Raw genomic sequence first — 15,825 nt, 5'->3', positions numbered from 1 at the left:
CCGGTTTGTCCGAGCAGAACTTTGACCTCGTCATCCTGGGAGGCGGCAGCGGAGGGTACGCGGCCGCGCTTCGTGCCGTCCAGCTCGGCCTCAGCGTCGCCCTCGTCGAGAAGGACAAGCTCGGCGGCACGTGCCTCCACCGCGGTTGCATCCCGACGAAGGCGTTGCTCCACGCGGCCGAGATCGCGGACAACACCCGCGAATCGGCGAAGTTCGGCGTGCGTTCCTCGTTCGAGGGCATCGACGTCCCGGCCGTGACGAAGTACCGCGAGAGCATCGTGGCCAGCAAGTTCAAGGGCCTCCAGGGCATCATCAAGGCCCGCGGCATCACCGTCGTCGAGGGCGAGGGCCGCCTGGTGGCCGCCGACACCGTGCAGGTGGGCGAGCAGCGCCTCGTGGGCAAGAACGTCGTGCTCGCGACCGGCTCCTACTCGCGATCGCTGCCCGGCCTCGAGATCGGCGGCCGCGTCATCACGAGCGAGCAGGCGCTCGAACTCGACTTCGTGCCGCAGAAGGTCGCGATCCTCGGTGGCGGAGTCATCGGCGTCGAGTTCGCGAGCGTCTGGAGGTCCTTCGGCTCCGACGTCACGATCATCGAGGCGCTCCCCCACCTGGTGCCGAACGAGGAGGAGTCGATCTCCAAGCAGCTCGAGCGCGCATTCCGCAAGCGCGGCATCGAGTACAAGCTCGGCGTGCGCTTCCAGGGCGTGACCCAGCACGACGACGGCGTCGTCATCAGCCTCGAGAACGGCGACACGATCGAAGCCGAGCTGCTGCTCGTCGCCGTCGGTCGCGGCCCGGTCACCGCCAACCTCGGGTTCGAGGAGGCCGGCGTCACCATCGACCGCGGCTTCGTCCCCACGAACGAGCGCCTGCAGACCAGCGTGCCCGGCGTGTACGCGGTCGGTGACATCGTTCCCGGTCTCCAGCTCGCGCACCGAGGGTTCCAGCAGGGCATCTTCGTGGCGGAGGAGATCGCGGGCCTGAACCCGATCGTCGTCGAGGACGTCAACATCCCCAAGGTGACCTACAGCGACCCGGAGGTCGCCTCGATCGGGTACACCGAGGCGAAGGCGGCCGAGAAGTTCGGCGCCGACCAGGTCTCGTCGTACGAGTACAACCTCGCCGGCAACGGCAAGAGCCACATCCTCGAGACCAGCGGGTCGATCAAGGTCGTCCGCGTGAACGACGGTCCCGTGGTCGGCGTGCACATGATCGGCGCCCGCGTCGGCGAGCTCATCGGCGAAGCCCAGCTCGCGGTGAACTGGGAGGCGTACCCCGAGGACATCGCGCCGCTGCTGCACGCCCACCCGACCCAGAACGAGGCACTCGGCGAGGCGTTCCTGAAGCTCGCGGGCAAGCCGCTCCACGCGCTCTGATGCCGGGCCGCCGAATCACGACTGCAATAAGCTAGAACGCGTCACACGCTGTGAAGGAGACAAGCGCATGAGCGAATCCGTCAGCCTCCCGGCACTCGGTGAGAGTGTCACGGAGGGCACGGTCACCCGCTGGCTGAAGAACGTGGGCGACCGTGTCGAGGTCGACGAGCCGCTGCTCGAGGTCTCGACCGACAAGGTCGACACCGAGATCCCGTCGCCGGTGGCCGGCGTGATCGAGGCGATCCTCGTCCAGGAGGACGAGACCGTCGAGGTCGGCACCGCGCTCGTCACGATCGGCGACGGATCCGGCGCGGGTGCTGAGGCACCCGCGGCCGAGGCTGCGCCGGCAGCAGAGGCGGCTCCCGCACAGGAGGCGGCTCCCGCACAGGAGGCGGCTCCCGCACAGGAAGCGGCTCCCGCACAGGAGGCGGCTCCCGCACAGGAGGCGGCTCCTGCACAGGAGGCGGCTCCCGCACAGGAGGCGGCCCCCCCACAGGAAGCGGCTCCCGCACAGCAGGCTCCGGAAGCGCCTGCCGAGCCCCAGCAGCCGGCACCCGCACCCGCGCAGGAGGCCGCGCCCGCGGCCGAGGCGGCTCCCGCCCCGCAGGGCGGATACGAATCGCCCGCGCCGGCCGCCGAGGCACCCGCGCAGCAGGCTCCGGCCGCACCCGCTCCGCAAGCCCAGGCGGCTCCGGCCCCGCAGGCCGAGGCGCCCCAGGCCACCACGGCACCGGCTCCGCAGCCCGCTCCGGCGCAGGCCGAGCCGCAGCAGGCAGGCGGCGCGCACGCCGGCCCGTCGGGCTACGTGACCCCCATCGTCCGCAAGCTCGCCAACGAGCAGGGCGTCGACCTCGCCTCCGTGCAGGGCACGGGCGTCGGCGGGCGCATCCGCAAGCAGGATGTGATGTCGGCCGGTTCGACCGCCGCAGCGCCCGCGGCCGAGGCCGCTCCCGCGCGCCAGCAGCTCGAGACATCGCCGCTGCGCGGCACGACGCAGCCGATGACGCGGCTGCGCAAGGTCGTCGCCGAGCGCGCCGTCGTCTCCATGCAGTCGACCGCGCAGCTCACGTCGGTGGTCGAGGTCGACGTCACGCGGGTCGCGCGTCTCCGCGATCGCGTGAAGGGCGAGTTCCACGAGAAGACGGGCACGAAGCTCTCCTTCCTGCCGTTCTTCGCCCTCGCCGCCGTCGAGGCGCTGCGGGCGTACCCGATCATCAACTCGACCGTCGACGGCGAGTCGATCGTCTACCCCGAGCGCGAGAACCTCAGCATCGCGGTCGACACCGAGCGCGGGCTGCTCACGCCGGTCGTGCGCGACGCCGGCGAGCTCGACCTCGCCGGTCTCTCCAAGCAGATCGCCGACCTCGCCGAGCGCACGCGGAACAACCAGCTGAAGCCCGACGAGCTCGCCGGCGGAACCTTCACGCTCACCAACACGGGCTCGCGAGGCGCGCTGTTCGACACGCCCGTCGTCTTCCTCCCGCAGACGGCGATCCTCGGCACCGGCGTGGTCGTGAAGCGCCCCGTCGTGATCTCCGAGGACGGCTCGGACGCGATCGCGATCCGCTCGATGGTCTACCTCGCGTTGTCGTACGACCACCGCATCATCGACGGTGCCGACGCCGCGCGGTTCCTCACGGCGGTCAAGGCCCGTCTCGAGGAGGGCGACTTCGAGGGCGACCTCGGCATCTAGTCGAACCATTCCCGCAGACGCCAGCCGGCCTCGCTCCGCATCATCAGGAGCGAGGCCGGTTCGCGTTCCACCTCGGTCCACGGGACCGTCAACACCATCGCGTCACCCAGGTCGGCCGCCACGGTGATGGCGTCGAGGTCCACCTCCGCATGGGCTGCCGCCTCGCCGCGTTCGATCGCCGCGCGATCGCGTGCCGCGATCGGGGATCCCGGCTGGTCCACGGCGAGCACGCAGTCGAGGTCGTTCGTCGCGAGGCAGGTCTGACGGATCTCCAGCAGCGCGGCGGCGGCCGTCACCGGATCATCGGGCACGTCCGGCGACGGGGCCGCGTCGAGCTCACCCGCAGGCACGGCAACCGTCGCCTCCGTACCGTCCTGAGCCGCGCCCGAATCAGCCCCTTCGCGCACCGCCTCGAAGCCGGGACGCTCCGCGCGGGCACCGTTGTCGGCGGACGATGGCGGAACGGCCGAGAGCAGCGCCACGAGCGCGGCGGCCCCGGCGAATCCGCCCGTGAACAGGGCGGGCCGACGTCGTCGCGCCCACGCGGCCGCACGACGAACGGACCGGACTCGCGGATCCGTGTCGAGCGCGACGGCGAGGTCGTCCACCGCCGTCGGCGGGAGCTGCGCCAGCGCCGCCAGTCGCCCCATCCGATTCCGGACCGGCGCTTCCGCCGCGATCGGCCGGTCCGTGTCGATCAGCGCGGCGGGCTTCGGGTCTCCGCGCAGGGCGGTCGCGACACGTGTCGGCGACGGCCCGCTCGTCGGTCGGTCCATCGCAGCGAGGAGCGGACGCGCGGGAGCGACCGCGAAGAGCGCCCGCTCGATCTCGGCCTCGACGCGACCGAAGGGCCGAGCATCGAGTGCGGACCGGGCGAGGTCGAGCACGGAGGTGAAGGCTGCGCGGTCGGTCGACGCCGTAGCGGAATCCTCGAGGAGCCGGAGCAGTGCCGCATGCCCCTCGCGCGAGACCGCGACCCGATCGGCCGCGGACTCGCGCCGGTCGAGTCGGCACAGGGCGCCGAGCCCGATGAGCCGGGGACGGCCGGTGTCGTCGACGAGCACATCGCTTGCGGCGAGCCTCGCGTGGACGAGGCCCCGATCGGCGAGGTGCCGCAGTGCGACGACGACGGGGGCGAGCGCGGTCACGACCTGGCCCGGCAGCAGGCTGCCCGCGGTCAGGAACTCGGAGAGCGGCGTGCCGGAGATGCGTTCGACGACCAGGCATGCCCGGCCGTCCCCGACGTTGGCGACGTCGATCAACCTCGGCAGCGTTCCCGTGCGATCGGCTTCCATCGCCTCGATCTCGGTCGTGATCGCATCGTCGTCGGCCTCCGGCCCGTAGACCCGCATCACCGCGAGCGGTGCGCCCGCAGGCGCCGCTCCGCCGTCACCCCCGCCCGCCGCGTCGTCCACCGCTCCCCCGTCCACGACGGCGAGGAAGACGTCGGCCCGGTCCCCCGCCGCGAGTCGTCGCACGAGGCGGTATCCCGCGAGGATTCCGCCCGCGGAGGGCGAGGCACCGACCCCGCCGTCGGATCGGCCATGTGGGCGACCTGATCCGGACGGTGCGGAAGCGGGGACGCGCGCGCGTGCGGAGCGCCCGCGACGTCGGCTGGGATTCGGCATGCGGGAAGGTTCTCGCGGCCGGCCGGGCCCGGTCGCCGACATCCGCGCGGTCGGAATGGGCAGGTGGTCGGCGGCGGCTGGGGAGGACGGGTGGTCCGACCTAGACTGAGGTCCATGCTCGACTACGTCGACACGGGGCTAAGCGCCAACTCCGTGCCGTACAGCGAGGGCCTCGCCCTCCAGCGCGCCGTCCATCAGTCGGTGGTCTCCGGTGAACGACCGGACACCGTCATCCTCCTCGAACACGACCCGGTCTACACGGCCGGCAAGCGCACCGCTCCGGACGAACGCCCGACCGACGGCACGCCCGTCGTCGACGTCGATCGCGGCGGCAAGATCACCTGGCACGGGCCGGGTCAACTGGTCGGCTACCCGATCCTGCGCCTGGCCGAACCCATCGACGTCGTCGGTTACGTCCGGCGCCTCGAGGGCGTCCTCATCGACGTGCTCGCCGGGTTCGGCATCGAGGGGCGCCGGGTCGAGGGTCGCTCGGGCGTCTGGATCGTGCGCGACGGGGCCGAGGAGAAGATCGCCGCGATCGGCATCCGCGTCGCCGATGGTGTGACGATGCACGGCTTCGCGCTGAACTGCTCGAACTCGCTCGAGCCGTACGACAGGATCATCGCGTGCGGCATCCGTGACGCCGGCATCACCACGATGTCGCGCGTGCTCGGCCGCACCGTCCGCCCGGCCGACGTGGTCGACGCCGTGCGCGACCGACTCGACGCGGAATTCTCCCCGGTCGAGGGGGTCGCGGCATGAGCGCCGATCCCGGCGGCCGACGGATGCTGCGCCTGGAGGTCCGGAACGCCCGGACCCCGATCGAGCGCAAGCCCGAGTGGATCAAGACCCGCGCGAAGATGGGCCCGGAGTACCGGCAGCTGCAGCAGCTGGTGAAGGGCGAGGACCTGCACACGGTGTGCCAGGAGGCCGGCTGTCCCAACATCTACGAGTGCTGGGAGGATCGGGAGGCCACCTTCCTCATCGGCGGATCGCAGTGCACCCGCCGGTGCGACTTCTGCCAGATCGACACCGGCAGGCCCGCCGACTACGACGTCGACGAACCGCGTCGCGTCGCCGAGTCGGTCGTACGGATGCAGCTGCGGTACTCGACGGTCACGGGCGTGGCCCGCGACGACCTGCCCGACGAGGGCGCCTGGCTCTACGCCGAGACGATCCGCCAGATCCACTCGCAGTCCCCCGGCACGGGCGTGGAGATCCTCGTGCCCGACTTCTCGGGGAATCCCGAGTTGCTCGGCGAGGTGTTCTCGGCCCGTCCGGAGGTGTTCGCCCACAACGTCGAGACGGTGCCGCGCATCTTCAAGCGCATCCGTCCGGCGTTCCGCTACGAGCGCTCGCTCGATGTCATCAGGCAGGGGCGGGCGGCGGGCCTCATCACCAAGTCGAACCTCATCCTCGGCATGGGCGAGGATCGCGACGAGGTCTCGCAGGCGCTCCGCGACCTGCACGACGCCGGTACCGACATCATCACCATCACGCAGTACCTCCGGCCGAGCCCACGACACCTGCCCGTCGCGCGATGGGTGCGGCCCGAGGAGTTCGTGGAACTCAAGTCGGAGGCCGAGGAGATCGGATTCCTCGGGGTCCTCGCCGGCCCGCTCGTGCGGTCGTCGTATCGCGCGGGGCGGCTCTGGGCGCAGTCCATGCACGCGAAGGGCCGCGCGCTCCCGCCCGAGCTCGCACATCTGGCCGACGAGTCGCTCGGGTTCGCGCAAGCCGTCGGTTGAGCCCGCGCGGCGGGTCCCTCCCTCGGTCGGAGGGGCCCGTCCGCCGCCGGTATCCTTGAGGCATGGCACGCACCAAGGACGCCGGGTCCGCCCCCAAGCCGCGCAAGGAACCCGGCCGCATGAAGCAGATGTGGCAGGTCTTCCAGATGACCCGCCGCTACGACTCCAGCGCGCAGTGGCTCATGCTCCTCGGCTTCCTGCTCCCGGTCCTCGTGAGTCTCGGCCTCGCGCTGTGGCTGAGCGGCGGCAACGGCTTCACCATCGCCCTGTGGGTGGTCTCGGGCGTGCTCGCCGGCATCCTCATCGCACTGGTGATCCTCGGCCGTCGCGCCGAGCGGGCCGCCTACTCGCAGATCGACGGGCAGCCGGGCGCAGTGGGCGCCGTCCTCCGCAGCGGCCTCCGCGGCGGCTGGGTCGGCAACGAGATGCCGGTCGCCGTCAACGGGAAGACTCAGGACGCGGTGTACCGCGCCGTCGGCCGCGGCGGTGTCGTGCTGATCAGCGAGGGTCCGCGCTCGCGCACGACCCGCATGCTCGAAGACGAGAAGCGCAAGATCACGCGCGTGCTCCCGAACGTCCCCGTGAGGCTGCTCTCCGTCGGCCACGAGGAGGGCTCCATCGAGCTGCACCGCCTCCCCGCGACGCTGCGGAAGACCAAGCGCACGCTCACCAAGCCCGAGGTGCTGGCCGTGACCAACCGGCTGAACTCCCTCCAGGCGTCCCTGCCGATCCCGAAGGGCATCGACCCCATGAAGGTGCGGCCCCAGCGCGGCAAGATGCGCTGACGACTCCCTCCGGGCTGCGGCATCCGTTCATCGAAGCGGATGCCGCAGTCGCGTCTCAGGCGCGGATCAGCACCGTGCCGGCCGCCTTGTCGTGCAGCCCCCGCTGGTCGGAGTCGAAGATGACGGCCGGAATGACGAACACGAGCAGCAGCGTGCGCACGACGGGGCGCCAGGCACCGACCCAGCCGCCGCCGAGCGGGACGACCCGGAGCCCGAGCGCCCGGTGCCCGATACTCCCGCCGATCGTCGGGATGAACAGCACCTGCATGAGCGCGAACACGAGCAGAGTGGTCCACGACTGCGCATTCGACGCGTACGGACCCGCGAGGAGGGCGATGACGTTCGCGATGGCCCAGTCGACCAGGAGCGCGGCGACGCGACGGCCGAGGCGCGCGATCGAGCCGGCCCCCTCCTCGGGAAGGCCGAGTCGCTCCCCCGGGTAGCGGCTCGGCTCGAGGTGTCCGGACGGGGCGGGGGCTGGCGGGCTCACCGGACGATTCTACCGAGGCGGCATCGTGTAACACGGTCGAAACATTCGCGTCACGGTCGGGAAACGGCGTCCGGCTACCGTCGGGAGCGGTCGAACGACTGCGTCTCGCCCCCTACCCGCCTTGGAGCACCGTCACATGTTCAGTGATTCTTCCGAAGTCCTCAAGTTCATCAAGGAGACGGACGTCAAGTTCCTCGACATCCGTTTCACCGACCTTCCGGGTGTGCAGCAGCACTTCAACATCCCGGCCTCGACCGTCGACGAGGACTTCTTCACCGTCGGCCAGCTCTTCGACGGCTCCTCGATCCGCGGCTTCGCGTCGATCCACGAGTCCGACATGCAGCTGATCCCCGATGTGTCGACCGCCTACGTCGACCCCTTCCGGGCCGAGCGCACGCTCATCATGGTCTTCGACATCTACAACCCCCGCAACGGCGAGATCTACGGCAAGGACCCCCGCCAGATCGCCAAGAAGGCCGAGAAGTACCTCGCCTCGACGGGCATCGCCGACACCGCGTTCTTCGCGCCCGAGGCCGAGTTCTACGTCTTCGACGACGTCCGCTACGAGGTGAACCAGCACTCGAGCTCCTACTCGGTCGACTCGAGCGAGGGTGCCTGGAACTCGGGCCGCGTCGAAGAGGGCGGCAACCTCGCGAACAAGACCGCGTACAAGGGCGGCTACTTCCCCGTCTCGCCGGTCGACCAGCACGCCGACCTCCGCGACGACATCGTGCTGAAGCTCATCGACGCAGGACTCGAGGTCGAGCGCTCGCACCACGAGGTCGGCACGGCCGGCCAGGGCGAGATCAACTACAAGTTCGACACGATGGTCCACGCGGCCGACGACATCCTGAAGTTCAAGTACATCGTCAAGAACACGGCGAACGAGTGGGGCAAGACCGCCACCTTCATGCCGAAGCCGCTGTTCGGCGACAACGGCTCGGGCATGCACACCCACCAGTCGCTCTGGAACGACGGCAAGCCGCTGTTCTACGACGAGGCCGGCTACGGCGGTCTGTCGGATGTCGCGCGGTGGTACATCGGCGGCATCCTCAAGCACGCCCCCGCCGTGCTCGCCTTCACGAACCCGACGGTGAACTCCTACCACCGCCTCGTCCCGGGCTTCGAGGCCCCCGTCAACCTCGTCTACTCGGCCGGGAACCGCTCCGCCTCCATCCGCATCCCGATCACGGGCACCAACCCGAAGGCCAAGCGCATCGAGTTCCGCGCGCCGGACGCGTCGGGCAACCCGTACCTCGCCTTCGCCGCCCAGCTGATGGCGGGAATCGACGGCATCAAGAACCGCATCGAGCCGCACGAGCCGGTCGACAAGGACCTCTACGAGCTTCCTCCCGAGGAGGCGAAGGCCATCCCGCAGGTGCCCGCGTCCCTCGGCGAGGCGCTCGACGCGCTCGAGGCCGACCACGACTTCCTCCTCGAGGGAGGCGTGTTCACCAAGGAGCTCATCGAGACCTGGATCGACTACAAGCGGGAGAAGGAGCTGAAGCCGCTGGCCCAGCGTCCCCACCCGTTCGAGTTCGAGCTCTACTACGGCGTCTAGACTCTCACCCCCCCATCCCCCCAGAGAGCCGAGGGCCCGTGTCGCGATACGCGACACGGGCCCTCGTGACGTCCGGCGATCAGCCTCGGGTCGGTTCGCGCTTCGGCTCGACCCCGTAGAACCCGCGCTCGAACACCGCGCGGGCGCGTCGCGTGACCTGGAGGTAGTCGTCCTCGAGCTGCGTGGCGGATCCCGGCGGGTAGCCCATGATCCGCGCGACGCCTTCGAGCTGGGTGCGCTCCACCGGAAGCACGTCGGTGGTCCGGTCGAGCCAGAGCGTGAGGGCGGAACGCGCCCGGGACGCGAAGATCCATGCCGCACGGAGCGTGGTCGCGTCCGATGCGTGCACGAGACCGGCCTCGACGGCGGCCGCCAGGGCTTCGAGCGTCGACGTGGTCCGCAGCGACGGCACGCGCGCAGCGTGCTCGAGCTGGATGAGCTGCACGTACCACTCGACGTCGCTGAGCGAACCGCGCCCGAGCTTCAGGTGGCGGGTCGGGTCGGCGCCCTGCGGCAGTCGCTCGTTCTCGACGCGGGCCTTGATCCGCTTGACCTCGCGCACCTCGCGCTCGGCGATCTGCTCCGGATAGCGCACCGTGTCGGCGAGCTCGGTGAACTCGTCGACGAGCGCGGCATCACCGGCGACCCCGCGCGCGCGAAGCAGCGCCTGGGCCTCCCACGTGAGCGACCATCGTGCGTAGTACGCGCGGTAGGCGTCGAGTGAGCGGGCGATCACGCCGTTGCGTCCCTCGGGTCGGAGGTTCGCGTCGAGCTCGAACGGGAGCCGGGCATCCTCGCTGACACGGACGAGTTCGGAGACGATCTTGAGCGCCCGAGTGTGGGCGGCGTCGGGTTCGGCGCCTGCCGCGCGGTACACGTAGAGGATGTCGGCGTCGGAGCCGATGCCGAGCTCGCGTCCGCCGAACCGGCCCATGCCGATGACCGCGAACTCGATGCCGTCGTCACCGCGCCGGATCGCCCGGACGAGGCCGTCGATGTGGGCTTCGACCACGTCGCTCAGCCCGTGTCCGAGCTCCTCGACGGAACACACGTCGAGCATGCCCGCGAGGGCGAGGCGCAGGACCTCGCGGCGGCGCATCGCCCGCAGCACCTTCGCGGCGGGGTCGAGCTCGGTGTGCCGGGCGAGGACCGCACCGACCTCCTCGCGCAGCGCCGCGAGCGGTCGCGGTCGCAGCTCGTCGACGTCCTCGAGCCAGGCCACCGCCTCGGGACTGCGCTCGAGGAGCTCCCCCGCGAACCGCGAGCCGGACAGCACCCTGGTGAGCCGCAGGGCGGCGTCCGACGAATCCCGGAGGAGGCGCAGGTACCAGTGCGTCGTGCCGAGCGTGTCGCTGATGCGCCGGAACGCCAGCAGGCCGTAGTCGGGGTCGGTCCCGTCGGCGAACCATGAGATGAGCACCGGCATGAGGTGCCGTTGGATGGTGGCGCGCCGGGTCACGCCGGCCGTCAGTGCGCCGATGTGCGCGAGCGCACCCTTGGGATCGCGGAAGCCGATCGCGGCGAGACGCGCCGCCGCCTGGTCGCTCGTGAGTTCGAGCCCGTCCGCGGGCAGCGCGGCCACGGCCGAGAGCAGCGGTCGGTAGAACAGCCGTTCGTGCAGCCCTCGGACGCGACGACGCGTGCGCTGCCAGAGCATGGTGAGCTCGTCGGCGCTCCGACCGAGGCCGGAGGACCGCGCGAGCACGCGGGTCGCGCCGGCATCCCGCGGCATGAGGTGGGTGCGCCGCAGCCGGCTCAGCTGGAGGCGGTGCTCGAGGACGCGCAGGATCCGGTAGTCGCGCGAGAACTCCGCCGACTCCTCGCGACCGACGTAGCCGTGCTCGGCGAGTGCGGCGAGGGCGGGGAGCGTGCCGGCCTGGCGGATGGCGTCATCCGTCGCCCCGTGCACGAGCTGCAGCAGCTGCACCGTGAACTCGATGTCGCGCAGCCCGCCCGGTCCGAGCTTGAGCTGGACGTCGACCTCGTCGCCCGGGATGTGCTCGGTGACGCGCTCGCGCATGCGCTGCACGGACTCGACGAACCCGTCGCGCGAGGAGCTCGCCCACACCTTCGGGGCGACGGCGGCCTCGTAGCGCTGGCCCAGCCCGGGGTCGCCCGCGAGCGGGCGCGCCTTGAGCAGCGCTTGGAACTCCCAGCTCTTCGCCCACCGGTCGTAGTACTGCAGGTGCGACTCGAGTGTGCGCACGAGCGCGCCGTCCTTGCCCTCGGGGCGGAGGTTCGGATCGACCTCCCACAGCGGCGGCTCGATGCCCGGCTCGCCGATGAGGCGCATGACGAGCATCGCGAGGCGCGTGGCGATGTCGATCGCGCGCGCAGTCGCGACCGCCTCCTCGTCGGCGGACTCCGCGACGAAGATCACGTCGACGTCGCTGACGTAGTTCAGCTCGCGCGCACCCGCCTTGCCCATGCCGATGATCGCGAGGCGCGTGGCGTCGACCTGCTCGGCCGGGAACCGGCCGGGGGCGGCGGGCTCGCCGGGCCCCCGGGAGACGACCCTCCGCGCGAGGTGCAGCGCAGCCTCGAGCGCGGCGCCGGCGAGGTCGGCCAGTCCTGCGGCGACGGTGTCGACCGCCTCGACCGCGTCGGGACGGGTGAGGTCCCACAGTGCGATGCGCGCGAGGAGCCGGCGGTACCGCACGCGCAGCACGCGGGCTCCTGCGTCGACGAGGGCGGCGCCGCTCGCGTCGACGGATGCCACTGCCTCGACGAGTTCCGCGGCGGCCTCCGCGGCGGTCGGCGGCGCGGTCGGCCCCGCCACGAGCACGTCGAGCTCGTCCACGTTCCGCAGCATGAACTCGCCGAAGCCCCGCGACGCGCCGAGGAGTCGCGCAGCCCGGTCGAACACCTCGTCGTCGGCCAGGATGCCGTGGACCGCCTCGGGTGCACGGTCCATCAGCCGGCGGAGTTCCTCGAGCGCCTGGTCGGGGTCTCCCGCGACGGAGATCGCCTCGATGAGCGTCTCGAGCGGGACGGCGGCGGACTCCGCGAGCGCAGCCGACTCGCGTGCGGCCCGGTCGAGGTCGTCGAAGCCGGCACGCGCCAGCGCACCGAGCATCGGGGCCTGGCGCGTCATCCGGTGCCGATCGTCAGAGGATCTCGAGGTTGCGCTGCAACTCGAACGGGGTCACCTGCGAACGGTAGTCGCGCCACTCGGCGCGCTTGTTCGCGAGGACGTAGTTGTAGACGTGCTCGCCGAGGGTGTCGGCGACGAGTTCGGACTCCTCCATGTACTCGATGGCGTGGTCCAGGCTCGCCGGGAGCGGCCGGAAGCCGAGCGCGCGACGCTCGCTGTCGGTGAGGGCCCACACGTCGTCCTCGGCCTCGGCCGGGAGATCGTAGCCCTCCTCGATGCCCTTCATGCCCGCCGCGAGCATGAGCGAGAACGCCAGGTAGGGGTTCGCGGCGGAGTCGATCGCGCGGTACTCGACGCGTGCGCTCTGGCCCTTGCCCGGCTTGTAGAGGGGGACGCGGACGAGCGCGGATCGGTTGTTGTGGCCCCAGCAGATGAAGCTCGGCGCCTCGTCGCCGCCCCACAGGCGCTTGTACGAGTTCACGAACTGGTTCGTGACCGCGGTGATCTCGTTGGCGTGGCGGAGCAGGCCGGCGATGAACTGGCGGCCGATCTTCGACAGCTGGTACTGGGAGCCCGCCTCGTAGAAGGCGTTCGCGTCGCCCTCGAAGAGCGACAGGTGCGTGTGCATGCCCGAGCCGGGCTTGTCCGAGAACGGCTTCGGCATGAACGTCGCGTAGACGCCCTGCTCGATCGCGACCTCCTTGACGACCGTGCGGAAGGTCATGATGTTGTCGGCCGTCGTGAGCGCGTCGGCGTAGCGGAGGTCGATCTCGTTCTGGCCGGGCCCGGCCTCGTGGTGGCTGAACTCGACCGAGATGCCGAGGTCTTCGAGCATCCGCACCGAACGACGCCGGAAGTCGTGCGCGGTGCCGCCCGGGACGTTGTCGAAGTAGCCCGCCGAGTCGACCGGCTGCGGCCCTTCGGGCCCGTACTTGCTCGACTTGAGCAGGTAGAACTCGATCTCGGGATGCGTGTAGAAGGTGAAACCACGATCGGCGGCGCGTGCGAGGGTGCGCTTCAGCACGTTGCGCGGATCGGCGACGGCCGGCTCGCCGTCGGGCGTGGTGATGTCGCAGAACATGCGCGCCGTCGGGTCGATGTCGCCGCGCCACGGGAGCGTCTGGAAGGTCGTCGGGTCGGGGAACGCGAGCAGGTCGGACTCGAACGTGCGGCTGAGCCCCTCGATCGCGGAGCCGTCGAAGCCGATGCCCTCGGTGAAGGCGCCCTCGACCTCGGCCGGCGCGATCGCGACCGACTTCAGCGTGCCGACCACGTCGGTGAACCAGAGCCTGACGAACTTGACCCCTCGCTCTTCGATGGTCCGGAGAACGAAGTCGCGCTGCTTGTCCATGCACACCCTTCCTCGATGCTCTCAGCGTACTGGGTCGCACCGCCGCGGCAGATCGAGCGGATGGCTCGTGTGCCAGACTTGCGGCATGTCCGAGCACGCATCCAACGACGCCGCATCCGACAGCACGGCGGCCCCGGCCGAGAACCCCTACGGCGGAGCCGCGACGACGACCTCCGGGCCCAAGCGCGTCCGCACCAGGCACTTCCAGAACGCCAAGCGCGAGGGCATCAAGATCACGGGCCTGACGAGCTACGACGCGCTCACCGCACGGATCTTCGACGAGGCCGGCATCGACTTCCTGCTCGTCGGCGACTCCGCGGCGAACAACGTCCTCGGCTACGAGACGACCCTGCCGGTGACCGTCGACGAGCTCATCCCGCTCACCCGCGCGGTGGCGGGCGCCGTGCAGCGCGCGTTCGTCGTCGCCGACATGCCCTTCGGGTCGTACGAGAACGGTCCCGACGAGGCGTTGCGCACGGCCATCCGCTTCATGAAGGAGACGGGCGCGCACGCGGTCAAGCTCGAGGGCGGCGAACGCAGCCACAAGCAGATCCGTCGCGTGGTCGGCGCCGGAATCCCGGTGATGGCGCACATCGGCTACACCCCGCAGAGCGAGCACGGCCTCGGCGGCCACATCATCCAGGGCCGCGGTGAGGGCGTGAAGCAGCTGCTCGCCGACGCCGAGGCGGTGCAGGATGCGGGCGCGTTCGCGGTGGTGCTCGAGATGGTTCCCGCAGACGCAGCGCGACAGGTCACCGAGCTGCTGCACATCCCGACCATCTCGGTCGGCGGCGGGCCGCACTGCGACGGGCAGCTGCTGGTGTGGACCGACTGGGCGGGCCTGACGACGGGGAGGATCCCGAAGTTCGTCAAGCAGTACGCGAACCTCGCCGGCGTCCTGGGCGACGCGGCGACCGCGTGGCGGGCGGATGTCGCCTCGGGGGCGTATCCGACCGAGGAGCACTCCTACTGAGCCGGGCCCACGCTCGGGTCGGCCGCGGCGCGGCGGGTCACTCCTCGGCGGCCTCCTCCTCGGCCCACTTGGCGCTGTTCGCGCGGAGGATCTCGAGTGCCTGCTCGGCCTCGGCGCGGGTCTCGAAGGGACCCACGCGCTCGACGGCCGGGGAGACCATGCCTTCCTCGACCTCACCGGTGTTGAGGTTGTACCAGAACTGATGCTCAGTGTCGGCGGACATAGGCTGATCCTATGCCCAAGGACCCCGACGGCCTCCTCATCCCCGGCCGCCTGTCGCCCGCCCGTCCCGTGCCCGCCTCGATCGCCCGACCCGAGTACGTGGGCCGCGCCGCGCCGTCGCCGAACGGCGGTGGCGACCGCTACACCCCGGACGAGGTCGACCGCATCCGCGCCGCAGGACGCGTCGCCGCGGATGCGATCCAGGCGGCCGCAGCGGCGATCCGTCCAGGCGTCACGACCGACGAGCTCGACCGCATCGCGCACGAGCACGTCGTCGCCCACGGCGCGTACCCGTCGACGCTTGGCTATCGCGGCTACCCGAAGTCGTCGTGCACCTCGGTCAACGAGGTGATCTGCCACGGCATCCCCGACGACACGGTCCTCGAGGACGGCGACCTCGTCAACATCGACGTCACCGCCTTCCTCGACGGCATGCACGGCGACACGAACGCGACGTTCGTTGTCGGCGAGGCCGACGAGGAGGTGCGGCTGCTCGTCGAGCGCACGCGCGAGGCGCTCGCCCGCGGCATCCGCGCCGTCGCCCCCGGCCGGCAGGTGAACGTGATCGGCCGCGCGATCGAGTCGTACGCGAAGCGGTTCGGCTACGGCGTCGTGCGGGACTACACCGGGCACGGCGTCGGGCGGGCGTTCCACACGGGCCTCGTGATCCCCCACTACGACGACCCGAACGCGACGACCGTGCTGGAGCCGGGCATGGTCTTCACGATCGAGCCGATGCTCACCCTGGGCACCACCGACTGGGACCTGTGGGACGACGACTGGACCGTCGTCACGCGCGATCGGTCCCTCACGGCCCAGTTCGAGCACACGCTCGTGGTCACCGAGCGCGGTTCGGAGATCCTGACCCTGCCCTGAACGGCGGCCGAACGCCCCGCGATAG

The 15,825-nt window shown here is 70.9% G+C and carries 13 protein-coding genes; 8 read left to right on the top strand and 5 right to left on the bottom strand.

What is annotated here, in order from left to right:
* Positions 1–5: 5 nt before the first annotated feature.
* Both lpdA and sucB read left to right on the top strand, forming a co-directional pair.
* The gene (gene lpdA / locus ACULK4_RS09215; RefSeq protein WP_445966808.1) at positions 6–1,379 is read left to right on the top strand and encodes a dihydrolipoyl dehydrogenase; all 1,374 of its coding nucleotides are present in this window, start codon (positions 6–8) and stop codon (positions 1,377–1,379) included.
* A 67-nt stretch (positions 1,380–1,446) separates the two neighbouring features.
* On the top strand, positions 1,447–3,072 hold the full coding sequence (gene sucB / locus ACULK4_RS09210) for a 2-oxoglutarate dehydrogenase, E2 component, dihydrolipoamide succinyltransferase (RefSeq protein WP_445966807.1): 1,626 nt from the start codon (positions 1,447–1,449) through the stop codon (positions 3,070–3,072).
* On the opposite strand, the gene ACULK4_RS09205 is transcribed toward sucB, so the two are convergent.
* Complete coding sequence (locus ACULK4_RS09205; protein ID WP_445966806.1) at positions 3,069–4,550, bottom strand: protein kinase; 1,482 nt, start codon at positions 4,548–4,550, stop codon at positions 3,069–3,071. The genes sucB and ACULK4_RS09205 overlap by 4 nt on opposite strands.
* A 264-nt stretch (positions 4,551–4,814) precedes the next feature.
* Between ACULK4_RS09205 and lipB the strand changes: the two genes are divergently transcribed.
* From lipB to ACULK4_RS09190, 3 genes are all read left to right on the top strand, one after another.
* Positions 4,815–5,462, top strand: coding sequence for a lipoyl(octanoyl) transferase LipB (gene lipB, locus ACULK4_RS09200; RefSeq protein WP_445966805.1), 648 nt, complete (start codon positions 4,815–4,817; stop codon positions 5,460–5,462).
* The gene (lipA, locus tag ACULK4_RS09195; protein ID WP_445966804.1) at positions 5,459–6,448 is read left to right on the top strand and encodes a lipoyl synthase; all 990 of its coding nucleotides are present in this window, start codon (positions 5,459–5,461) and stop codon (positions 6,446–6,448) included. The genes lipB and lipA overlap by 4 nt, the downstream gene beginning before the upstream one ends.
* A gap of 62 nt (positions 6,449–6,510) precedes the next feature.
* Positions 6,511–7,233, top strand: a complete 723-nt coding sequence (locus ACULK4_RS09190) for a DUF4191 domain-containing protein (protein ID WP_445966803.1) — start codon at positions 6,511–6,513, stop codon at positions 7,231–7,233.
* A 55-nt stretch (positions 7,234–7,288) separates the two neighbouring features.
* Here ACULK4_RS09190 and ACULK4_RS09185 read toward each other — a convergent pair whose 3' ends face one another.
* Positions 7,289–7,723 carry an RDD family protein gene (locus ACULK4_RS09185; protein ID WP_445966802.1) on the bottom strand — a complete coding sequence of 145 codons (435 nt, stop codon included), beginning with the start codon at positions 7,721–7,723 and terminating at the stop codon, positions 7,289–7,291.
* Between the two features lie 136 nt (positions 7,724–7,859).
* Between ACULK4_RS09185 and glnA the strand changes: the two genes are divergently transcribed.
* Positions 7,860–9,284: a type I glutamate--ammonia ligase gene (glnA, locus tag ACULK4_RS09180; RefSeq protein WP_445966801.1), complete on the top strand. Its 1,425-nt coding sequence runs from the start codon at positions 7,860–7,862 to the stop codon at positions 9,282–9,284.
* Between the two features lie 79 nt (positions 9,285–9,363).
* On the opposite strand, the gene ACULK4_RS09175 is transcribed toward glnA, so the two are convergent.
* Both ACULK4_RS09175 and ACULK4_RS09170 read right to left on the bottom strand, forming a co-directional pair.
* Entirely contained in the window at positions 9,364–12,378 is a 3,015-nt protein-coding gene (locus tag ACULK4_RS09175; protein WP_445966800.1) for a bifunctional [glutamine synthetase] adenylyltransferase/[glutamine synthetase]-adenylyl-L-tyrosine phosphorylase, read from the bottom strand.
* Positions 12,379–12,391: 13 nt separating this feature from the next.
* Positions 12,392–13,729 carry a glutamine synthetase family protein gene (locus tag ACULK4_RS09170; protein WP_445966799.1) on the bottom strand — a complete coding sequence of 446 codons (1,338 nt, stop codon included), beginning with the start codon at positions 13,727–13,729 and terminating at the stop codon, positions 12,392–12,394.
* A gap of 85 nt (positions 13,730–13,814) precedes the next feature.
* Between ACULK4_RS09170 and panB the strand changes: the two genes are divergently transcribed.
* Positions 13,815–14,702, top strand: a complete 888-nt coding sequence (panB, locus tag ACULK4_RS09165) for a 3-methyl-2-oxobutanoate hydroxymethyltransferase (protein WP_445966798.1) — start codon at positions 13,815–13,817, stop codon at positions 14,700–14,702.
* 37 nt (positions 14,703–14,739) lie between these two features.
* Here the strand turns inward: panB and ACULK4_RS09160 are convergent, their stop codons facing one another.
* A complete protein-coding gene (locus tag ACULK4_RS09160; RefSeq protein ID WP_445966797.1) occupies positions 14,740–14,925 on the bottom strand; it encodes an SPOR domain-containing protein in 186 nt (61 codons plus the stop codon).
* Between the two features lie 11 nt (positions 14,926–14,936).
* Here ACULK4_RS09160 and map point away from each other — a divergent pair, with 11 nt between their 5' ends.
* Entirely contained in the window at positions 14,937–15,800 is an 864-nt protein-coding gene (gene map, locus ACULK4_RS09155; RefSeq protein WP_445966796.1) for a type I methionyl aminopeptidase, read from the top strand.
* Positions 15,801–15,825 lie beyond the last annotated feature (25 nt).

Source organism: Agromyces selenitireducens (assembly GCF_052748465.2).
Note: the sequence above shows the minus strand (reverse complement) of the source record. Positions and strands in the feature narration are given on the sequence as shown.